Origin of the sequence: Vibrio sp. 10N.237.312.B06 (assembly GCF_041464685.1) — a bacterium.
Lineage (GTDB): Bacteria > Pseudomonadota > Gammaproteobacteria > Enterobacterales > Vibrionaceae > Vibrio > Vibrio tasmaniensis_A.
Window position 1 is genome coordinate 32,038 of the sequence record NZ_JBFSPI010000004.1, and the last position, 21,271, is coordinate 53,308.

Below are 21,271 nucleotides of genomic sequence, written 5' to 3' on the forward strand. Positions count from 1 at the left end.
AATCATGACTTGTAATAAATTTAAATTAACAACAGTTGCAGCCTTAGTTTTGGCTGCAACTAACGCGAATGCTGCACTGTACAAGGTAGTTGAAGTCGCGACTCCTAGCTCAATTGTCGGAGCTTCTGAAACGTTTGGTGTCGCGATTCAACCAGCGGCGGTTACCGGAACTGAAAGTTGTTTTACCAACGCTATTATCGGTGGTGTCGCATGTGATAGCTTTAAGCTAGCAGGTGAAACTCGTAATTCGCTTGAAGCCATTAGTTACCGTGAAGAAGTTCCTTTTGCTATGGATGCTGTCTTCCAATATTTACAAGAGTTCGATGACTTCAAAAACTATTGTAACCGTGAACTAAGATATTCCACATGTGAAAGCTGGGCGAAAACTCGCTGGGAAGATACTTGGTTTAAGGAAAGAAACAACCTGAGTTATGTAAATGCAAAGGCATTTATAGAAGGCGGGGCAATACTCGATACTCGCAATACAGTGATCAACTCTCTAGATAAAGATGCCAACCCACTCGGTGTTAAGTCTGAGGGAACCATCCGAAACAATGCAATATTTACAACGACAGCCAAGCCTGCAGGATCTTCTGAGACTCGAGCATGGAAAGCTATCACGGCGAGCAATGGTACTGTTTACAATGTAGGTAGTGTTTCTACTAGTGAAACCATTACGGAGACGTCAACGCCGGATCCTGTATTTAGTTCAAAAGCTGCTATTTGGGATGGTACGAATACCAAGCAAATCGATTGGACTCGTGGTGGAACTGCTAGACAAGGCGATTACTATGCTCAAGGTAGCATGCGTTCAATTGCCGAATCGGATACTAAGTTTTATGGCGTAGGCTACAATACTGTTGATGGTAGTGGTGATCTGCAAGATATGAATGCATCTGTATTCATCAGTAAATCTCTGGACTTAGCTGACAGCGCGAATACTTGGACGACCAAATCAATTGAGGGGGCTAAGGTCAACTCTAACTCGTCTAATGATTACAAATACAGTAACTCTGTAGCGACCGATATCAACAAAAACTTGTTTGTTATTGGTAACTCTAAGCGTAATGGTCGAGTGCCTGAAAATGGTAGCGCAGGCAGTAAGATGTTCGTTGTTACTGATGCTTCAGTTGCGACTCCAACAGCGACATACCTAACGGGTGGTATCTTCTTTGCTGGTTCGAGTGGTGAAGCTAGAGCCGTTAACAACTTCAATGAAATTGTTGGTCAAGTTGACGCAGAAACAACGCGTGAAGTTGATGGCAGTGAGCGTAGACACCGTGGCTTTATTTATCCATATCAAGCAACGGGTACTGACCCGTCAAGAATTGATCTGTTTCAGAACAAAGCTTGGTTTCTAGATGATCTAACTAACGATGGCAACGTTTCTGGAGAGAACAACAAGTTCCGAATCATTGATGCTTCAGGTATCAACGATGCGGGTGTTATCTCTGCAACAGCTATAAAATGTATGATCGATACAAATGGAGACGGTAGAGGTAACGATGAACGAGCCTACGATACAACGTCTCACAACTCATACTGTGCTGGTGCTGCGTCTAATGCAGTAGAAGAGGTTGTTGCGGTTAAATTGATTCCTATCGAAGGTAAAGGTAAGAGTGATATCCAAGCTCGTAGTACTGATACAGCAAAGGTCGATCGTAAAGGCGGTAGCTTAGGTTGGTTCGCTTTGACTGTACTCGGCTTATTAGGGTTCCGTAGAAAATTTAAATAATTTCATCTCTTGAGCCCGAGTTCACAATTCTGAATTCGGGCTTTTTTTTCGCCTTGAGAAAAGTGAAAAACTGGTCGATTCTTAAAGTTGGAGTCACAAAAACTCCGCAAAGTTGTAATCATTGTATGTTAGTAAATAGAACACCCGTATGAGGACTGCACTATGAAGAGACAAAAGCGTGATCGACTAGAGCGAGCACAATCTCAAGGCTACAAAGCTGGTATAAACGGTAGGTCACAAGAAGCTTGCCCATATAGCCAAATGGATTCTCGGTCTTATTGGTTAGGTGGTTGGCGTGACGCCAAAGGTGATAAGCAATCAGGTCTCTATAAATAGATAGGGCGGAACATATTCAAAGATCAAGGCTCCATTGCTGGGTACAGCAGTTGGAGCCTTGTTAGTTTCTGAGTGGGCACATAAGTTAGATAAAATAAATGTAATACCGCAGAGAGCTAACACTTTAAGCTGATACTTATAGTGGAGTACACAGTTGCTGGTGGACTAATACAGTACAGTTTCGGGATAAGAAAGTTTGTTTAACCAGTACACCCTGGCGCACTATAACTAAATCTATTGGAGTGAAAATAAAGCAGCCAATGGCTGCTTTATTAAAATCTAACTGCGTTATTCTAATTAAACAGTTGGATTAGAATGCTGACGTATCTTGGAAAAGGCCAACTTTCAAATCTTTAGCAACATAAATCTCTTTGCCATCAACAAGTACGCGACCATCTGCAAGGCCCATAACTAGGCGACGGTTAACAACACGCTTCATGTGGATTTCGTAAGTCACTTTTTTCGCAGTAGGTAGGATTTGACCAGTGAATTTCACTTCGCCTACACCTAAAGCACGGCCTTTACCTTTGCCGCCAACCCAACCAAGGTAGAAGCCAACAAGCTGCCACATTGCATCAAGTCCTAGACAACCAGGCATTACTGGGTCACCAGGGAAGTGACAGTCGAAGAACCATAGGTCAGGAGTAATATCCAGTTCAGCAAGAATCAAACCTTTACCGAAATCACCTTCAGTCTCAGACATTTTAGTGATGCGATCCATCATCAACATGTTCGGTGCTGGTAGTTGAGGACCTTCAGGCCATAGTTCGCCTTGGCTTGATGCTAGAAGATCTTCGCGAGTGTAAGAATCACGTTTGTTTTGCATTATCAATTACTCCAATTTTTGATAGGTGCATATTAGTGAACAGGTGTACGCTAAACAAGTCCGATCAGTACTAGACAAACCAGTTTTTAATACGTCCAACAATTCCAATAGGGTGCTCATGTCTTTCAAAGTTTTCAATACGTTCCGCAATTTTGCTCAGAACGCTTTCTTGTTCATCGTCTCTAAATGGTTTGTTCATAATAAGAGGAATAGCTTCATCTACATTAGAGACAGACCAAATATGGAATTCTTTGTTTTTGATGCTTTCAATTAGGTCTGGCTTCAGAGCAAGATGTCTTAAGTTAGATCTTGGAAGGATCACACCTTGTTCGCCAGTTAACCCGTTGTGTTTACACACATGATAGAAGCCTTCGATTTTCTCGTTTAGCCCACCAACTGCTTGTACACGACCGAATTGGTCGACAGCACCGGTTACCGCTATTTGTTGATTGATAGGGTATTCCGACAAAGCACTGACCAGAGAGCAAAGCTCAGCAAGAGAAGCACTATCGCCATCAACTTCGCAGTATGATTGCTCAAACACAACAGAAGCCGCATAGGGCAACGGATCTTCAAGGTTCAACGCGCTGCTTACAAATGCTTGCATGATCATCATACCTTTGGCGTGAAGGTTACCACCGAGTTCCGCTTTGCGTTCAACGTCGGCAATATCACCATCACCAAAGTGGATAACACATGAAATTCGGGCTGGTTCACCATACGATACTGGGTGTCCTGGTACATCGATAACCGTCAGACCATTAACTTGTCCAACTTGTTCACCCTCGGTTTCGATAATAACTTGGCCATCTCGAATATCATCAAGAGCACGTTCAGGTAAGTACGATTCGCGGTTGTATTTGTGTTGTTGTGCTTGCTGAATATGGTGACCATCAATCTCACCATGGTCGGCTTCAATCAAAGCTTCGTTCAATAACGCATTGTGCCAAATCGGGCACAACGGTATATAGCTTTGGTCTTCAGTTTCTCTTGCTCCAGCAGTAAGAATGCCTGTCACCGCCTGTTGCGTGATGTTTGGCAGTTCATAACGTTGTTGGAGCCATTTAAGGTAACCAAGATATTGAGTCAACGTCTCTTCTGTTAGCTTTATGTCTTGTTCAATTTCACTGAATAGGCAGAAACCGGTTTGAATATCACTGTCTAGGTAATCAAGATCGCCGAGTTGAGCTCGGTCTCCAACCACAATCAACTTAATATTGTAGGTAAGCGGTAAAGATGGAGATTGGTTTAAGTGTTCAGGGTTGCTACTGATGGGCTCTACGGCCTCACCAAGAAGTGCAGATTTAAGCAGTAACCAGCTTCCCGGGTTTGCTAGAATCAAGTTGGCTGAAACAATCAGATAACCATTGTTCGCTCTAGCCAGTAAGCCAGGCTTTGTCGCAACGACTTGGCCGTCTTTTGATTGAACTTGGTCAAACAGAGAGACAGCATTTAAAGACTCAGTTTTTATTACTGGTAACGTGTGATCATCTAGAGCAGTTACTAAAGATTCAACAATCATTTGACGATAGATCGAATTGTCCGGAGCGTTGACAAGTAAAACACGCGAAAGATTGGACAAGCGGACAAAGCGGGTTAGCGCATCGTTGAATCTATGTTGAATGTCTGAAAATGGGAAAGGCGAGATGTCAGGGAATTGCTCTAATTGAGCGCTATATTCGTCGTACTGAGGCGTAACATGTCGCCAATCTACTAGAGTCATTTAAGTTTCTGATTATGATAATGAGGTAGGGAGTATATAGAAAAACCGATCTCGCTTGTAGCTCTATGTTGTAGTTACTAATCACTAAGCTAATATAAGTATGATCTTGGTCTATTCTTTCAAGACAACAATTGTTAAATAGCCTATTTTGGGTTACGCTGTCACTAGGATTAACTCTCGAGATTAGACATGAAATATCAGCAACTTGAAAACTTGGAATGTGGTTGGAAATGGAACTATCTGGTCAAAAAATGGAAAGAAGGCGAGTCGATCACCTGCCATATTGATTCAAGTGAAGCTGACGTTGCTGTACAAGCCTTATTGAAGCTTGAACACCAACCAACAGGTGTTCTTGAGTGGATATCTGACAACATGTCTCCTGAGCTCGATAACAAGCTCAAGCAAGCGATTCGAGCTAAGCGAAAGCGTCACTTTAATGCTGAACAAGTTCACACTAAGAAAAAATCAATCGACCTTGATTATCGTGTATGGGAAAAGCTATCCCAGCGTGCGAACGAGCTAGGTTGTACGCTATCAGATGCCATCGAGTATTTGGTAAGCGAAGCATCTCGTAGTGAACAGGCCAGCAAGACAGTAACCAATCTTAAAGAAGATTTAAGCAAGCTCCTTTCTGACGATAAATAATCATCAACAGTAGTGGTGACATTATGATGTATGTAATCTTAATCGGTGCAGCGTTGGTTTTTTGGTTAGTCGCGGTTGATAGGCCGGTATTGAAAATCAAATTTAACGATGGGGCGATCGAACAAGTTAAAGGTCATCTTCCACCCAGCTTTAAGCACAACCTTCAAGAGATTGGCCACAACAACACTTTTAAAGGTGAATTAAAAGTGTACGCAAAGCGTTCTGGTTATAATCTCAAGTTCACAAAGGATGTACCTAAGAACGTGCAACAACGTATTCGTAATGTATTCCCACATAACGGCTTCAAATCTAAAGGTTCAAAGAAGGCGTAATTGTCGAGAATTACGTCTTATCTTGTCAATCTCCATACTAAGTTAGTTCTTCGCTTGCCTTAACCATCGTCATACTGTTCTCAGTTCCAATAAAGGAGAACAGTATGAGATATCTAATCCTTTTGTTGTTTTTTTCATCCCCAGTCGTATTTCCCGACGATGCATTGGTTAATCCGGTAGCCAAAAAAATCAAAGCCACGGTCATGAAAGGACTAAAAAAGAGCAATGTTGAAATCGATGGTTATTGTGACCTGATGATTGAAATGAAGCACTCCAAAGGTTACACAAAAATCAAGAGAGTGAGAACGTCCGGCGATAGTAAAGCTTGTAGACAGGCGAAACAGCACTTACCAAACAAGAAAAAGTTCAAATACAGTTTTCCAGAAAAGTACATCCGACTTCATATCACAAACTGACCATTATAATGCACTATAACTAAATGATATTAATATGATTGCTTAAAATGCCAATGAAAACGAGTGAATTATGGTGAACTGAGTTAGATGCCAGTTTGTTGCACTGTCACTTGATATAAACAATATGTCTCGTAGGGCGTTCTATTTTACTGATATCTATTTAACCGAAGGTGCCAAATGTACATGAATCTTGTTTAGCGACAGCGTGTTTAACGGGAATGCCGAGGTGTTGGCAAGTCATTAGTACCTTTAGTTTTCTATCGGCTGGAGCATGTTCTGAGAGAATCACAGAGCTTATACACTCTTTATTCAGATACAGCTTGTTGCCAATAATCTCTTCATTGGGCAGTACCCAGCGATATTCTTTTTCGTAACGCCAGTTTGAATGTTTGATTCCAAGTACGCTCGCGGCTAATTTCGATGCTTTTAAGTCAACTAGCGAAGGAGAACTAAGCATGCTTGGGTTGTCAGCATACTGAACTTCAAAGCAATTGAGATCTGCCTCACCGTGATAACAGTTAAGATCATACTCAATACACATACCTTTAAAGTTATCACCATACTGAGACCAAAGTATGGGATGGTCATTCGATTGAGAGAAGCACATAACCTTGAAGTCGTTCTGAAGTTCTTGGTTGAACAGGTGATGAGATTCAAAAGGGTTATTAAAGGTCTTAGCGGAATCAAACCACAACGAACACTCGGATATCGATTGTATGTTTCTATCGTGAAGAGATCTGAACTTATAAAGTTTAGGCAACATACTAAACACCTGGTTTACAAATTTATCTGATGTTAACACTATAATTCATAATGTAAGCGTGAATGCATAGTGTTTGCTTGCTTAGTCACCAAGTTTAATCATATAACTGATTGATAGATCAAAATTTAAACACGAAATAGCAGCCTGTTTGAGTGATTTATCTTGCAATAGCGCTGGTTTTTTTAATAAGTTGCAACGTAACTTTATATTGGTGGAAGAATAGGTCTATATTTGGAGGCAATGTAAAGGAAGTTAAGTGAACCAATAGTGGCAAATCCGACCTCAAAGAGATCGGACTATTTGCAATGTTAGGCTAGTTGACCGCAATAAATTGGTCTAGCCATTGAAGGAACTTTAGAAATGGTATCGTGCACCAATGTATGCTGTTTTGGATGAAACATCGATGGACTCTATTTCAATATGTGCAGAGCGGTAACCGATATGAACGTCGATGTTATCGGTAATTATTGCGCCAAATTCTCCACCGATTTGGTAAGCGGCCTCAGATTCAGAAGCTGAGAGCCCAAAGGCTTTGATTTCCGTATCAATAGATCCAACGCCTGCTAACAGGGAGACATACAAATCCAAGACGTCGCCTTTAACGATGAATTTGGGTTTAACATTCACGAAGAAGGCTTGGCCTTCCATATCCATCATTTGAGCAAAGTTAACTTTGCCAATTTTTCGGTACTCCGCTTCTAATCCCAGCTTTACTACATCGTGTGTATTGAATTCATAACCGCCAACGAAGTTATAACTCAAGTCAGCTAGATCAGAAGAATCTTCAATTTTGCTACCGCGGTATTCTAATTCGGTTTCATTATAAAACCCGATATCTACACCTGCATAAAAATGACCTAGCTCTTTAGCTGCTGTGTCATTTTCATTAGCAAGCGCGTATGAACTCATGCCAAAAGCGGTGAATAGTGATAGGGCAACCATACCGATTTTCATATTAAGCCTTTTATATAATAAGTTATTGATTCCTTGAATACCTTACCAAATGTAGAGCTTTTAAACTAATAATGGTTTTGTGTAACCATCTGATTTTATGAACTTATTATCGATATAAACATCAATACGAAGCAACATGATTTGATTTTCGCCATATTGCTTTATGTTTAAGCAATCAATATGCCTTTAGCCGAATACAACAAGGTGGCGGGTAGGGAAACTGCTCAATCAAAACAAAGCTGAGGCGTTAAAGCGTAAAGATGAACTCGAAAATGAGAAGCATCAGGCGAGGGTGCGTCGATTGCAAAATGGCGAAGAGCAGGCCAGTAGCCTTGATGACATCAGCATTCGAGATAGGGGATTTAAGGATGAATTTATCCTGTTAGTCGTCTTCGTACCACTCATCTTGTCTTTCATTCCCAATTACGCGCCATATGTTGAACAAGGCTTCAATGCACTACAGAACATCCCTAACCCTTATTGGTTTGTCGTAGGTGCTGTTGTGGTCGATACGCTAGGCATGCGTGCCATGGTGCGATACCTACTTGAATACTACGCATCTCGATGGAAAACGAAGTGATGGCGTACCTCGATGCGTTAATCATTGCACTTATTACCGGTGGAGTCTCAAGCCTTGGCACGATTGCGGCTTTGAAAACCGACATCAACTGGATAAAGCGAGTGCAGCAAGACCAAGAGCAACGGATACGAAAACTGGAGGATCCCAATGGCTAAGAAAGGTTATAAGTGCAAAGGCCGCAAGCAAAATGGCCAGTTAATGAAAGGCTACACACTTAGAAATGGGCGAGTGGTCAAGGCTAACACGACCCGAAAGCGTTACAAGAATCGCCGATAAATCAATACTAAGAGCTACTTTTTATCAAAGTGGCTCTTTTTTTATCAGCTCTATAAGAGCCTTTAACGTTAGCGTCAAGTTTCATAATAAATGACTTAAATCACTGTTATGAATGGGGTTAATGGGTATAATTCGCAACCATAAATCAAATTAAACAGACAAACCTTGTATTCAAATGCAAAATAGCTGTGAGTGTAGGCGAATTTGGTAAAAATCAATGAAATTAAAAAAATTATTACAACACGATTTTATACAGGCTTTCGAAAGCTTATTAGTTACTCCTTTTGAAAAAGAGCTATTTGTGGCGAGCCTGAGGAATTACTGTTCTCACGGAAATCCCTTACGATTCCATAACTTTGCTTTTTCCATGCGCGAACTCGTTTTACAAATTATTGCAAGACGTGCTCCTATCGAACAAGTTAAGGAAACGAATTGGTACGAAAAAGAGCATGATAGGCTTGATGTTACTCGAAGACAGCAACTAAAATTTTGTGCCCAAGGCTATTTGTCTGATGGCTTTTTTACAGAAGTTGATTTGGAAGATCTAAATTCCAATATCAAGTTTTATCTAAAGAAATTCAACTTCTTCAATAAATACACGCACATTACAGAAAAGCACCTAAAGCCCAACCCTAAACAGTTTTATACAGATATGAAGTTTATTATTGAGTTTTCTCAAGAAGTTGTGGAGAAACTTGAATTATGGGATGACATAGTCGTATCTGCGGTTGAAAATCGTTGTCATGAACAAATTTTCCAGTCAGTCATTGATAACTTCCCCGATGACTTAATGATTTTGGCAAATAATGTAATCATTGAAGAAATTCACCCAGAATCACTAGATATAATCACGGTTAGTGACGAACACATTGAGATTAGTGTGGATGGGACAGTTTATGTTAGTCAAGAGTATGGAAAAGGTGACGACTTTACTGAAATGGCAAATAATTATCCATTTACCATCTCTTTAGAAGTATCGGTAGATGATCCCAATAATGTCACCGTTGATCCCAGTAGCATCGAAGTTGATACGTCAAGCTGGTTCGAGTAACGCTAAGTAGCAAAGCATTTAAGGTTGATTCCCAATGCTTGGTATCTTTCATTCCATCGTTGGTTTTAGTGCTTATGGTGGTGTGGTTCAGTTTGATAGCGGTTAATGCTGCGTCAGCTTTTTCGAATGTACGTAAGTTGGATGTTTACAAATGTACTTTTACAAATATCAGAATGTTAGCCCTTTATCTTTAATGATGTTAAAGCGTGGCGAAGTCTATTTCGCCTCTGCAAGTGAGTTGAATGATAGGCATGAGTGTCGAGCTCGATATTTATTTAATGCCCCAAAAGAGGTTTGGGAGCGATTTGTAGATTATGTGTTGTGTAAAGTTTGCTATGAGTCTCCTATATTTCGCTCTGATCAGAATACGTACAAGTTAATTAAGTTAGCTGCACCTATTTTTGAAGCTGGTTTTAGTCGAATAAAGAAAAGAAACCTGACTATATATGATACAGCTTTGCTTTTTAATTATGGGTTCGATGCTGTACTCGGCGAAGAATTTAGCTCCGAAAAAAAGAAGATACTTAAACAATGTACTGAAAGTTACTTGCTTGCGCTAAGTGAGAGCGAACTTCTGGAAAACAAACACATTTGTTCATTCTCCAAAAATGCGATAAACCCTACAATGTGGGGGCACTATGGAGCGGCTGAAACTGGTTTTGTTGTTATATATGAGAGCTCTGATGGTTTTGTTGATGTTGAATCGACATTGTCCAATTTATCTGGTCATAGAGAAAAAGAAGAAGGGTGGTATGAGGTAGGCCAGTATGCGAGTGAAAGTTTGAAGTTAAAAGACGTTAATTACTGTAAACAACCTTGTAAAGTTAATGCTTTTGAAAGGCTCATACATAAATTTCGTTACAGCGAAAGAGAAGCTCATTACGATGTACCTGAAAACTTCTTGAGTATGATTGACCGTATGGAGGAGAACAAAGTTGGTTTAGTTAAGTATACTGACTGGAAGTATGAGCAAGAGGTTCGTCTACTATTTCCTACTTACGAAGAGCTACCTTCAGAACATCGTTGCTTGAAGGTAAATAGTCGCCACATAAAAGGGGTGATACTTGGTCCTAAGATTTCAGATAGCTCAAAAGTAAGAGTTTTAATGGCTTGTGCTCATTTATTGGAGCTTGCTGAAGGTAAGTTAAATTTAGCTGTTTTTCAGGCGTTAGACTCGCATGATAGCTATTCTTACCAAGTCTTTCCTATGGGCATGGTTTCAAAATTCATTTCTTCAAAACATCTTCCGTTAACTGAGGTAGAACGTTTAAGCCCTGATCAAAAACTATACCTGGATAAGTTGGGTAAAAGTGTTGTAAAACAAAGCTGACGAACGCTTAGAGTGATTCCAACCGCGAGTTAGTTTCGCTTAGCTCACCACTATGAGACTCTCTTGTCACACCTTGAGATGTCCTAACGTATGAAGCTAGTGGGGGGATTAGAGCTCTTGCTTATGACTCGTTGTTAATCGAAGGGAAAAATTATGTAGTACCGTACGTGTACAGTATTGACGAAGACTTTGTTCCTATTGGTTGTCCTAAATGCGTATAAGCAGAATAAACTGCTTCGGAGTGATTCGGCCGCGTGGAGTTTTTATTATGAGTTGGCTTAAGTTTAAGGTTTTACGGCAGTTCGAGCCTCAAATCTAATTGGCAATAGAGGTAATAATGAGCATAAGTGAAATTAAAGAATTATTTCAAATATTTAGTAGTCTAGGTCTAGGAGTAATTATTGGGGCTGGGTTTGTATTTTTGATACTAAAATCATTCCTACCTTCTTATCTTTCCTCTAAGGCTACCAATTTAGCGACTAAAGAAGATATCGGCGCGATAACCCGTGAAGTGGAATTAGTCAGGTCTGGCTATGCTGGGGTATTGGAGGAGTTAAAAAATAACCACCAATTGAAATTAGCATCTATCGAAAGAGAGAAACTTCTCAAGAAAGAAGTTTATCTTGAGAGCGTAGAAGCTTTAAGTAGGTGTCAGAACATATTGGCATCTATGAGTGACCTAAATGTTTCGGATCAGACTATTTCAAGTATATTTTCTAGCAGTTCAGCACTGATATCAAAAATTAACTTAGTCGGTTCAGAAGCTACAGTAAAAAATCTTACTAACTTTATGGGTGAAGTAGCAGCTGCTTACATGACTTTATTGACAGAACGTGCAGCTTTATCTAGCCGAAAAGCTCATATCGAGTTGTTAGAAACTTTTCGTCAGAAACATAATAACGAAATTGAACGTTGTTTGACTATTATGAAGAACATGAATCTTGAAGGTATATCAGATCAAGGGGCTTGGGACAGACTCAATCGCTCGTTTAACAACGAATCCGTATCTAGAGACAAGGTATCATCTGAAATTGATGCAAATTGGGCCGTTCAAAACGAAAGTCACGCAGTATTCAGCCAACTCTGTATGTCAGAATTTTTTAGGGTCAACGACTTAACTCCGCATCTGTTATTGTCTATTCGCTCTGAATTAGATTTAGAATTTGATGAAAGTGAATATCTTACTATTCACATTGAAAGCACTAAGAAAGCTAAATTAGTCTTCGAAAGGTTCATGAACAATTTACGTGAAGTTGCCTAACTTGGTTGAGTTTTGAACTTTTAAACAAGCTTTTTCAGTTTTGTTGACTCAAAGTAAAGTTGTGAATTAATAAACAGGTGAGGTAGTAAGTCTAAATCCTGGAGAGCGAGTAGCATTTAGTACGATTGGGTGATGTACCTAGTATTATTTGAATTTGGCCGGCACCCAAGGCTTCGCGGGCATACGACGACCGCCACGAAATGGCAATGGATGCTCCTTAGGTGGGTAGAACTTTGGGGAATCAATTCGACCGTGGCGTTCGACGAGCTGGCGATGTTCGTCGCGCCAATACGCAAAACTGAGCAATTCTTTCGGATTAAACTCGCGTCGTTCAGGCGTGATCAAGGTGGCACGGTCAAGGTGAACCCTAAATCCATTCCAACGATGGTCTAAAGGCAAATAACCGCGAGCGTGGATGTTCATCAATTTTTCGGCCATCAGGTTCACAGGGACTTCACCTGAGAGCCATCGCTGGACCGTGATCGTGATCGGTTGAACGTGGAAAAAGGCCGCGGCGTCGTGGATATCATCAAAGTGATGATGCACGAGATCCGCAAAGTGTGTTTGTAGTAGAAAGTCTCTGGAAACGGCGACACGTCAGCGTAAAAATCAGAGACACGAAAACAAAGTATAGCCAACAATATTGGACTCAATATGCATAAACGTGCAGCTAAAATCCATAAAACCAACGACATTAAGGGCTTAATCCGGCACCGTGTGCAAAATCTGCAAGGGCTAAGGTGCTGAAACTCATCAGATTTCAATCTCCTTAGGTGCGTATTATGGGTCTAAATTATGTTGAGTGGTTCGCTGTGCTTAACTGAATAAGAACGTGGGTGAGTAACATGCTCAATGAGGAGGTCAGCTTGTCTGGCCTTTTTGATGCCCGTTAGGAAAATCGTTGTTAGAAGTTAACCCGTAACATAATTTGCACAATGCGCATTAGTAATCAAAACCCAAAATTGATTCATCGAATCTTATTTTTGATTCGTAATTTAGCCCCGCAGGGATAAGGGCACTCGATACAGTTCTTGGGCATAACTTCCCCAAATGCCCGAAAAGCAGCGAAGCGTTACTCCCTCAAAAGAAGATCATAAAACCTTCCTTTCATTTTGCCAGAATAGCTTTTTGGTACAGAGCACTCCCAATTTTCGTTTCTATCGGTTACTCGACGTTTGACGACGAACAAGGACGGCGAAGACTGAGCAAGGACGGTGAGAAGGAGAAAAGGAGAAAAAGCCACCGAACACCGAGGCAAGCGTAGCGCGGGGTCGGGGCTTTCCTTTTCGAATATCCACATGTGATGTAAATCACGTTAGTTGGGGTAGACTTCCTTTAATAGTCTACCCTTGTGCCATATTTGCACATTCTCAGTACATCTTTTTGTTTATGAACTCTTCGTCGGCCATTTGAGAGTAATATTGCGCATCAGTCTTAGGCTCTAAACTTTCAAAGAAAGCCTCATGGTCATTTAATTTTTCCCATAGCTTCAATACCTGCATTTCAGGGGACGGCCTCATATCATTTAACCTAAGTATGAAATGCTCAAGGTCATATCTAGTGTTTAGCTTTCCTCGACACACCTCTTCGACTGATATCCCTAAAATTGACGCCAATTGAACGACTTGACTCGCTTTTGGCTCGGTTAAGTCGTTTTCCCATTTCATGTATGTTTGTTTTGTTATTTTTAATTTTTCCGCCATGTCATTTTGGGATAGATTTGTTTTAGATCTAGCTACTTTTAGTGTCTCTCCAATCAAGATAAAGCCCCTTTGGTAAAGTTTTATTTTATTCTACACCTATATTTTTAATCTTACAGGTTGAGCAGGATAAATCTTTTATGTATGGTATATAAAAATGTACCTACAATTGTCTTGACAGGTTTTCTTGTATGCTCGATTTGCTCCGCTTAATGGTTCCATTTAAATCTGAATATTGCTTTCATCTGGAATGTCGAGCTTCGGGCAGGTCTGCATATTATCAAGAGTTGAATGTGGCTAAAGTTGCTGCTGATACTGGATTTATTGGTTCTGGTGCAATTGAGAGAGACGAGTTTGGCAATATCAATAGTGTGTTTAGTGAATTTATCCCATTTCAGCAAGTACCATCGAGCTATACGGGTATTGCTCTCAAGTTTCATAATGGTTCAGTAAATATTCCTCCTCATATCGAGTTAAAAGCTAGTCCTGCCAAAATTATTCAGGGTCATAACGTTTTCGGCTCTAATTGCATTTTACTGGCTTACTCGGAGTTTTATTCTTCTCTTACTTTATCGAATCCTGAACTTGCTTTGATGGTTGATTGGGATCTTGCTCAGGTACTGCAACTTGACTGTACTTTTTCCGCTCAAGTTGAAACTGAACAGCAATGCAAACAAGCTATTAATCACTTTAGAAATGTCTCTCATGGTCAGGTTCGAACTTCTCGATACGATTACGAAACAACTTGTAAGCACAACACCAATTCGTCCTATTGGGGAGGTAAGATTTATTCTAAATATCATGAGTTTATTAAGCAGTACAATGAATATTCTGATAAAGCTCAGAAAGGCGATAAACACGCTCAATTCGTATTTGATGCCATGTCTGACCCTAGAATACTCCACTATTCAAAGTATTTAGTTCGCTTTGAATCCGAAATTAAGAAACGAAAATTACAGCAATTAGACATACCTACAAATATCCACGACTTAATTAAATATCAACATCAGCTAAAAGAAGAAACAGGTAAAGAGTTAATCGAAGAACTCTGGAAAGAAACATATGGAAAGCTGATAGACAACACATTCAAAGGTCAAGCTATGAATATTTATGATGATGAGAGAGTACAGGGACAGCTCAGAGAATTTTATAAGAAGTTCACCCCAACAGGAAAAGTTAGTTTCGCTAAAGCGGATAGGGCATTCTCATTTTACCGCCGCTTAATCAATGAAGGCTTTAAAGAGGTTCAGCGTTCTTTTAGTGCTCGTAGGAGTTTTTATAACAACCTGAATATGTTACTCGATGCTGGATTTACTAAGGCTCAACTTCAAAACCTGTCTGGTAATGGCATGAATAAAGTTGTTCCTTTATGCGAAATCATCAGCATAGATTTTTCAAAACAAGTTCCTGATTGGTATGTCGAACCTGATTTTGGTCCTATGACTAGACAGCTTTTAGAGTTAGATACCAGTGTTACTCAACTAAGAACAGCATAAGGCTAAACATGATTAAAATTGAGATTTTCAAAGAAGATGAACGTGTAGAACAGCGCACATCAAGAGCAAAAGATGATAAACCATCACGTACTTTTTATGAGCAAGATGCCTATGCTTATCTAGTTGGGAAATTTCCTTCACTCATTAAAATTTCAATGGAAAAGGATCAAACACCATACGCAGCTGGGTTATATACACTTCATAGCTCTAGCTATGCTATTAACAATTTTGGAGCGCTAGAATTAAAGCGCTTTGGTCAATTAATTACTCCGATTGAGGCTTAACTTTGAGCATAATTAAACCTGAAGAACTAAAGAAAGTTGCAGGCTTACCTGATAGTGCCAAATTTCATGGTTGGCTCATTCACAACCCAGAGCAAGATGATTTTCTTCTTCAATACAAAGAGACTGATGCCTTATTGAACAAGATTTGGACTGGTTTACCTGATCAAGCTATGAATTTTAATTTATATTCAGAGGCTTTATGCACCATAGAATTTCTTGAATTGAAGAACAGAGCAATCATTGTTGTGGCTTTTGATTTGGGGAACCAGGTTATTGTTATAGCACCAGATGATTTTAAAGGCCGTATGTCTTTACCATCTTCAAATCCATTTAGAACCGATTCTACTAAACACTAAAAATAAAGCCCGTAACTGGTGACACAGCTACGGGCTTTGAACACAACCAACTGAAACGGAGTTGATTATGACCGCTAAAGAATACACGTTATGCGATGCAGAAGATAAATTAAATAACATTGCCCATCTGTCAATGTTCTTGCAATCTGGAGCATGTCCATCTGAAATGTCAGTTAATCTTTATGACCACATGCATGATGAGATAGAAACTCTACAAGCTATGTTAGGTTACATGAAAGTTTATCCGCAGATTAAAGCCCAAGAGCAGCAAGACAGCCCCCAGAAAGAACTTACGTCTTAGTGCGTATTATGGGTCTAAATTATGTTGAGTGGTTCGCTGTGCTTAACTGAATAAGAACGTGGGTGAGTAACATGCTCAATGAGGAGGTCAGCTTGTCTGGCCTTTTTGATGCTCGTTAGGAAAATCGTTGTTAGAGGTTAACCCGTAACATAATTTGCACAATGCGCATTGTAACCAGAACGCCTTGATTTTTATCTATTTCCCCCCATATAAAGTAATGAGATTAATTAAAGGAGAATGTTATGTTTCAAGTAGGTAATCAAGTTCAGCTTGCGAGTGGCGGCCCAATAATGACGGTGTCTGCAATAATCGATGGTACTACTACTGAATGCCAATGGTTTGATGGTAATCAGACTCACCATGTACAAAACTTTATTACTTTAACCCTAGTGGCTTATAGCAACGATTGGTAAAGTGATGCCCCGCAGGGATAAGGGCACTCTTCATACTTCTGGAGAGTGCTTTTTTTATTGCCCGAAAAGCAGCGAAGCGTTACTCCCTCCAAAGAAGAACACAAAACCTTCCTTTCATTTTGCCAGAATAGCTTTTTGGTACAGAGCACTCCCAATTTTCGTTTCTATCGATTACTCGACGCTTGACGACGAACAAGGACGGCGAAGACTGAGCAAGGACGGTGAGAAGGAGAAAAGGAGAAGAAAGCCACCGAACACCGAGGCAAGCGTAGCGCGGGGTCGGGGCTTTCCTTTTCAAATGTCCACTATCTTTAATAGTGGACTCTTGTCCAAATATTGGAATTACACTCAAAAAAAATGACCTCAAAAGGTCATTCTCAAAATCTCAATCGGTCACCCGAAGGGTTGGGGTTCCTGTAACACCCCAACTAACTGCGGACATCCGCATAAACACCGACTTTATGTATTCTCATCTTCGATAGATTTTTTATCCATTTCTTCTGTTCTTCCATCAAAAATAGATATTCCAAAAATGGTGTTATGTTCGACCATATCTTGCATGCTTTTAGCTATGCAGTATTTATCTATGATTGCTAACAAGATGTTTTTATCCTTCTCTGGTAGCTTTTGCATTCTCTCTAAGGCAATTGCAAGCAAGGTATCCAAACTTGTTTGTGACACATCACTCAGCAAGGCGTTTGGAGTGCATTCCAAGGCTTTGCTGATCGCATATATAGTACTTAATTTTGGGTCAGTATCATTTCTTTCGATTTTTGAAATCTGCCCCAATCGAATACCGCAATTTTTTGCTAACTCACCTTGAGTCCATCCTTTATCACGTCGCAAACGCTTTAAATTGTCACCTATAGACATAAATTTACCCGCCAGTTGATCTTGTAGGATTAATTATAACCCTATATATTACCCCTACCGACACAATTAATCCTGCAGGGTTAATTAAATTCATCATGTAAGAGTATTGACAGGGTTTTCATTTGTTCTTTATCGACCAACTATTCATGCAACAAGATCACCATGAGGGGAACCTTCCTCTTGTGGGCCGTCATGTTATCGAAAGGGTTGAATTAGAAACGGGTGAAAACCTTCCACCGACGGTTAATCAGAAAATTTTAGAAGGCTCATACAGTACAAAATTAACTATTCGATGTAATGGCACTCGGGTTCGAGTTGAAGGAAATCCGTCGCGCTGGCAGCGTATGGATAACCTATTTGGTTTGCAGACACTTGATGAATGTGTGGCGATTTATAACCATATTTTAGCCTCATATGACTTGCCTCCGTTTACAAAAAATACCCGTTTTGCTCATCGTCAATCTGCTGATGGTAAATCGTCTTCATTGATTGGTAATGGTGCTGAAATCACATCGATAGATTGGACTCGAAACTTAGCCGTAGGGAAGGGGAAAGAGCGTTCTTTTATTCGAGGTCTTTCTTCTATGCAAATTGGTCGAGGACGAAAACCTAAGCTTTATCCTGATGGCAACACTTGTAACTGGGGGGAAGGGTCGACTTGGATAATGGACAAACTCTATGCAAAGGCGATTGACTTACAGAGACATTTATTAAAAGACCAACGAAAAAAAGAAGGGGTATCACAAGAAGCACTAGATTACGTGAACAAGCTTATTGATTATTGCGAGTCACTCGGCGTTGTTCGAGAAGAGCACAGTTTGAGACAGGCATTATTAAAACGACACGACTTACAATTTTACGGCATCACAACAGAACAAGATTTTTACAATCACTTACAAGACATTGAGAATGCTATGAAAACAACACAAATATCATACGACGAACATCAATCCTTTGCAGACCAACTTTTATCACTAGGCGTAGTTAAGAGCCGACAAGCAGCCAACGCAACGCAAAGTTACGCCATTATGTGGCAACACGGAACAAATTTAAGAAGTGTTTTAAAAGACCGTCAATTTTACGAGCACAAAGCGAGACTTAAAGCGATTGGTATCGATATCGGTCAACAATTCGATGTTAGCCGGATGTGTCCAACACTTAAACGTTCTGAGGTTATCGAGGTTCAGCCACTTAAAATTCCGCCTTGGTACAAGATGCCAGTTGTAGCCGAAACCAATATTTTACCTTTCAAAGCTTACGCATAGGAAAACACCATGTTAAAAATCGAAGTATTCAAAGAAGACGTAAGAGTCACACCCAGAACTATGCCAGGGAAAGACGGCAAGCCACCACGTACTATCTACGAACAAGATGCTTATGCGCATTTACAAGGTCGCTTTCCAACGCTCACCAAGGTTCAACTGGAAGAAGGTCAACCACCTTATGAAGCCGGATTTTATACCTTTCATAGTTCTTCCTATATCGTTAATAATTTTGGTACTGTGGAACTAAAGAAGTACGGAAAAATCATCACACCTTTGGAGTTTGAGTTATGAGCGTAATTAAACCTGAAGAATTGAAGAAGGCGGCTGGTTTACCGGATAGCGCTAATTTTCATGGTTGGCTTGTTCATAATCCGGAGAACGATGATTTTCTTCTCAAGTTTAAAGAGAGTAATTCTTTAATAAAAAAATTATGGTGCCGATTGCCAGACCAAGCCATGCGTTTTAATAGATTTTCTCGCGCCTTAAAGGCTATTGAGCGACTAGAACTACAGAATCAGGCGATTATCGTTGCGGCTTTAGACTTGGGAGCTCAAGTCATAGTTTTAGCGCCAAATGATTTTGAAGAGCGAATGTCTTTACCATCTTCAAATCCATTTAGAGCAGACTCAATTAAGCACTAATAACAAAGCCCGTAACTGGTGAGACAGCTACGGGCTTTTACACAACCAACTATATCGGAGTTGATTATGACCGTTAAAGAATACACGCTATCAGACTTAGAATCTAAGCTTAATGAAATCTCTAATATTTCAATCTTCCTTGGTACTGGAGATTGTCCCAAAGAGATAGCTTACAGTTTGCATGATCATATGAATGACCAGATTGAAGAGTTACAGGGAATGGTCAGCTTTATGCGAATCTACCCACAGATTAAAGCCCAAGAGCAGCTAGGCAGCCCCCAGAAAGAACTTACGTCTTAGTGCGTATTATGGGGCTAAATTATGTTGAGTGGTTTGCTGAAAGCCTGAGTGAGAGCAAACGTGGGCGAGGGATATGCTCAATTAGAAAGGTCAGCTTGCTGGCCTTTTTTAATGCTCATCGTGAGAATCGTTTCACGATTGAAGCCCGTAATATAATTTGCATAATACGAGATGAATAGAGCAGACCAGTATCATTTATAATATTGACTCTAGGGCTGCTCTATGTATAATGAACACATAACCTTTTGCTAACTATATGTTATAAGACCTGCTGTAACAGGCCTTATAGGTTAAACGAACAGAGGCTGAATCTGTTCGAACAAAAACATAGCAAGCTCTACAAAGAACATAAAGATATCTAATTTATTCATTTTATTCATTTTTCCTTAATTAGTGAATTGAGAATAAGAATAACCACCAGTGCAATGGTTGTTATTCCACGTGTGAAATCTTCAAGCTTGATTTCATACTGTATTGTTAAGCTATAAACACCTCCTATTAACACACTAGATTACTTTTATTCTTGGTGTGTTTTTTGCCATCTGAAATTAATGATAACACGTTTCGATGTTGATGTAAACAACTTTATGATTTGTCAATGTTTTTTTCTTGTTTTTTAAAACAACATCAGTATTTAGACTCGATTTACTCTGCTATAAGCTTGCTTGTAGAGTGTAAATGAGTAGACAAGCGTAGCGCGTCAGAGAAAAAGCTTAACTTAATAGTTAGGCTTTTTTATTGCTTGTTGCTTGGTATATAAGGGAACTATCCAACCCCCCAATCATGATGAGAGAGAGGCAGGTTTTGGGAGGCAAGCGTAGCGCGCAAAACTGGCTCTCTCAGGTTCGGGTTCCTGTAACACCCCAACTAACTGCGGACATCCGCATAAACACCGACTTTATGTATTCTCATCTTCGATAGATTTTTTATCCATTTCTTCTGTTCTTCCATCAAAAATAGATATTCCAAAAATGGTGTTATGTTCGACCATATCTTGCATGCTTTTAGCTATGCAGTATTTATCTATGATTGCTAACAAGATGTTTTTATCCTTCTCTGGTAGCTTTTGCATTCTCTCTAAGGCAATTGCAAGCAAGGTATCCAAACTTGTTTGTGACACATCACTCAGCAAGGCGTTTGGAGTGCATTCCAAGGCTTTGCTGATCGCATATATAGTACTTAATTTTGGGTCAGTATCATTTCTTTCGATTTTTGAAATCTGCCCCAATCGAATACCGCAATTTTTTGCTAACTCACCTTGAGTCCATCCTTTATCACGTCGCAAACGCTTTAAATTGTCACCTATAGACATAAATTTACCCGCCAGTTGATCTTGTAGGATTAATTATAACCCTATATATTACCCCTACCGACACAATTAATCCTGCAGGGTTAATTAAATTCATCATGTAAG

The 21,271-nt window shown here is 39.9% G+C and carries 27 protein-coding genes; 19 read left to right on the plus strand and 8 right to left on the minus strand.

What is annotated here, in order from left to right; all coding sequences use genetic code 11:
* The first annotated feature begins 4 nt into the window (after positions 1–4).
* On the plus strand, positions 5–1,735 hold the full coding sequence (locus AB6C75_RS01790) for a DUF3466 family protein (protein WP_372106601.1): 1,731 nt from the start codon (positions 5–7) through the stop codon (positions 1,733–1,735).
* A gap of 162 nt (positions 1,736–1,897) precedes the next feature.
* The gene (rmf, locus tag AB6C75_RS01795; RefSeq protein ID WP_009846667.1) at positions 1,898–2,071 is read left to right on the plus strand and encodes a ribosome modulation factor; all 174 of its coding nucleotides are present in this window, start codon (positions 1,898–1,900) and stop codon (positions 2,069–2,071) included.
* 310 nt (positions 2,072–2,381) lie between these two features.
* Here the strand turns inward: rmf and fabA are convergent, their stop codons facing one another.
* Positions 2,382–2,897: a bifunctional 3-hydroxydecanoyl-ACP dehydratase/trans-2-decenoyl-ACP isomerase gene (fabA, locus tag AB6C75_RS01800; protein WP_010440782.1), complete on the minus strand. Its 516-nt coding sequence runs from the start codon at positions 2,895–2,897 to the stop codon at positions 2,382–2,384.
* A 70-nt stretch (positions 2,898–2,967) separates the two neighbouring features.
* Complete coding sequence (locus AB6C75_RS01805) at positions 2,968–4,620, minus strand: Lon protease family protein (protein WP_017099300.1); 1,653 nt, start codon at positions 4,618–4,620, stop codon at positions 2,968–2,970.
* A 189-nt stretch (positions 4,621–4,809) separates the two neighbouring features.
* On the opposite strand from AB6C75_RS01805, the gene matP reads away from it, so the two are divergent.
* The 3 genes from matP to AB6C75_RS01820 all read left to right on the plus strand — a co-directional run bounded on the left by matP (position 4,810) and on the right by AB6C75_RS01820 (position 6,013).
* Positions 4,810–5,265, plus strand: coding sequence for a macrodomain Ter protein MatP (gene matP, locus AB6C75_RS01810; protein WP_009846670.1), 456 nt, complete (start codon positions 4,810–4,812; stop codon positions 5,263–5,265).
* 23 nt (positions 5,266–5,288) lie between these two features.
* Positions 5,289–5,597 (plus strand): DUF3634 family protein, encoded by a 309-nt coding sequence (locus tag AB6C75_RS01815; protein WP_012603889.1) that lies wholly within the window; start codon positions 5,289–5,291, stop codon positions 5,595–5,597.
* A 104-nt stretch (positions 5,598–5,701) separates the two neighbouring features.
* On the plus strand, positions 5,702–6,013 hold the full coding sequence (locus AB6C75_RS01820; protein ID WP_372106604.1) for a hypothetical protein: 312 nt from the start codon (positions 5,702–5,704) through the stop codon (positions 6,011–6,013).
* Between the two features lie 160 nt (positions 6,014–6,173).
* Here AB6C75_RS01820 and AB6C75_RS01825 read toward each other — a convergent pair whose 3' ends face one another.
* Both AB6C75_RS01825 and AB6C75_RS01830 read right to left on the minus strand, forming a co-directional pair.
* Complete coding sequence (locus AB6C75_RS01825; RefSeq protein ID WP_122047515.1) at positions 6,174–6,776, minus strand: DUF2971 domain-containing protein; 603 nt, start codon at positions 6,774–6,776, stop codon at positions 6,174–6,176.
* Positions 6,777–7,130: 354 nt separating this feature from the next.
* Entirely contained in the window at positions 7,131–7,730 is a 600-nt protein-coding gene (locus AB6C75_RS01830) for an outer membrane beta-barrel protein (RefSeq protein ID WP_372106607.1), read from the minus strand.
* Positions 7,731–7,950: 220 nt separating this feature from the next.
* Between AB6C75_RS01830 and AB6C75_RS01835 the strand changes: the two genes are divergently transcribed.
* The 5 genes from AB6C75_RS01835 (at position 7,951) to AB6C75_RS01855 (ending at position 12,228) form a co-directional block, all read left to right on the plus strand.
* Positions 7,951–8,310, plus strand: a complete 360-nt coding sequence (locus AB6C75_RS01835; RefSeq protein ID WP_372100756.1) for a hypothetical protein — start codon at positions 7,951–7,953, stop codon at positions 8,308–8,310.
* A complete protein-coding gene (locus AB6C75_RS01840) occupies positions 8,295–8,465 on the plus strand; it encodes a hypothetical protein (RefSeq protein ID WP_157936079.1) in 171 nt (56 codons plus the stop codon). Before AB6C75_RS01835 ends, AB6C75_RS01840 begins: the two co-directional genes overlap by 16 nt.
* Before the next feature lie 338 nt (positions 8,466–8,803).
* Positions 8,804–9,637 (plus strand): hypothetical protein, encoded by an 834-nt coding sequence (locus tag AB6C75_RS01845; RefSeq protein ID WP_372100722.1) that lies wholly within the window; start codon positions 8,804–8,806, stop codon positions 9,635–9,637.
* A 151-nt stretch (positions 9,638–9,788) separates the two neighbouring features.
* A complete protein-coding gene (locus tag AB6C75_RS01850) occupies positions 9,789–10,967 on the plus strand; it encodes a DUF2971 domain-containing protein (protein WP_372106609.1) in 1,179 nt (392 codons plus the stop codon).
* A 337-nt stretch (positions 10,968–11,304) separates the two neighbouring features.
* A complete protein-coding gene (locus AB6C75_RS01855) occupies positions 11,305–12,228 on the plus strand; it encodes a chromosome partitioning protein ParA (protein ID WP_372106611.1) in 924 nt (307 codons plus the stop codon).
* 144 nt (positions 12,229–12,372) lie between these two features.
* On the opposite strand, the gene AB6C75_RS01860 is transcribed toward AB6C75_RS01855, so the two are convergent.
* Positions 12,373–12,774, minus strand: coding sequence for a phage protein (locus AB6C75_RS01860; RefSeq protein ID WP_372106613.1), 402 nt, complete (start codon positions 12,772–12,774; stop codon positions 12,373–12,375).
* A gap of 824 nt (positions 12,775–13,598) precedes the next feature.
* Positions 13,599–13,988, minus strand: coding sequence for a helix-turn-helix transcriptional regulator (locus tag AB6C75_RS01865; RefSeq protein ID WP_372106614.1), 390 nt, complete (start codon positions 13,986–13,988; stop codon positions 13,599–13,601).
* A 131-nt stretch (positions 13,989–14,119) separates the two neighbouring features.
* Here AB6C75_RS01865 and AB6C75_RS01870 point away from each other — a divergent pair, with 131 nt between their 5' ends.
* From AB6C75_RS01870 to AB6C75_RS01890, 5 genes are all read left to right on the plus strand, one after another.
* The gene (locus AB6C75_RS01870; protein ID WP_372106616.1) at positions 14,120–15,424 is read left to right on the plus strand and encodes a phage/plasmid replication protein, II/X family; all 1,305 of its coding nucleotides are present in this window, start codon (positions 14,120–14,122) and stop codon (positions 15,422–15,424) included.
* 8 nt (positions 15,425–15,432) lie between these two features.
* Positions 15,433–15,708, plus strand: a complete 276-nt coding sequence (locus AB6C75_RS01875) for a single-stranded DNA-binding protein (protein WP_048661941.1) — start codon at positions 15,433–15,435, stop codon at positions 15,706–15,708.
* A gap of 2 nt (positions 15,709–15,710) precedes the next feature.
* Positions 15,711–16,064: a hypothetical protein gene (locus tag AB6C75_RS01880; RefSeq protein ID WP_372106618.1), complete on the plus strand. Its 354-nt coding sequence runs from the start codon at positions 15,711–15,713 to the stop codon at positions 16,062–16,064.
* A 67-nt stretch (positions 16,065–16,131) separates the two neighbouring features.
* The gene (locus AB6C75_RS01885; RefSeq protein WP_102381542.1) at positions 16,132–16,365 is read left to right on the plus strand and encodes an RstC protein; all 234 of its coding nucleotides are present in this window, start codon (positions 16,132–16,134) and stop codon (positions 16,363–16,365) included.
* Between the two features lie 242 nt (positions 16,366–16,607).
* Positions 16,608–16,778 (plus strand): YodC family protein, encoded by a 171-nt coding sequence (locus AB6C75_RS01890; protein WP_017098282.1) that lies wholly within the window; start codon positions 16,608–16,610, stop codon positions 16,776–16,778.
* A gap of 459 nt (positions 16,779–17,237) precedes the next feature.
* Here the strand turns inward: AB6C75_RS01890 and AB6C75_RS01895 are convergent, their stop codons facing one another.
* Complete coding sequence (locus tag AB6C75_RS01895; RefSeq protein ID WP_372106620.1) at positions 17,238–17,651, minus strand: helix-turn-helix domain-containing protein; 414 nt, start codon at positions 17,649–17,651, stop codon at positions 17,238–17,240.
* 122 nt (positions 17,652–17,773) lie between these two features.
* Between AB6C75_RS01895 and AB6C75_RS01900 the strand changes: the two genes are divergently transcribed.
* From AB6C75_RS01900 to AB6C75_RS01915, 4 genes are all read left to right on the plus strand, one after another.
* Positions 17,774–18,916, plus strand: a complete 1,143-nt coding sequence (locus AB6C75_RS01900) for a phage/plasmid replication protein, II/X family (RefSeq protein WP_372106622.1) — start codon at positions 17,774–17,776, stop codon at positions 18,914–18,916.
* Positions 18,917–18,925: 9 nt separating this feature from the next.
* Positions 18,926–19,207, plus strand: coding sequence for a single-stranded DNA-binding protein (locus AB6C75_RS01905; RefSeq protein WP_372106624.1), 282 nt, complete (start codon positions 18,926–18,928; stop codon positions 19,205–19,207).
* Positions 19,204–19,557, plus strand: coding sequence for a hypothetical protein (locus tag AB6C75_RS01910; protein WP_372106626.1), 354 nt, complete (start codon positions 19,204–19,206; stop codon positions 19,555–19,557). The genes AB6C75_RS01905 and AB6C75_RS01910 overlap by 4 nt, the downstream gene beginning before the upstream one ends.
* Before the next feature lie 66 nt (positions 19,558–19,623).
* Positions 19,624–19,857 carry an RstC protein gene (locus AB6C75_RS01915; protein WP_372106628.1) on the plus strand — a complete coding sequence of 78 codons (234 nt, stop codon included), beginning with the start codon at positions 19,624–19,626 and terminating at the stop codon, positions 19,855–19,857.
* A gap of 898 nt (positions 19,858–20,755) precedes the next feature.
* Here AB6C75_RS01915 and AB6C75_RS01920 read toward each other — a convergent pair.
* Positions 20,756–21,169 (minus strand): helix-turn-helix domain-containing protein, encoded by a 414-nt coding sequence (locus AB6C75_RS01920; RefSeq protein ID WP_372106620.1) that lies wholly within the window; start codon positions 21,167–21,169, stop codon positions 20,756–20,758.
* Positions 21,170–21,271: the final 102 nt, after the last annotated feature.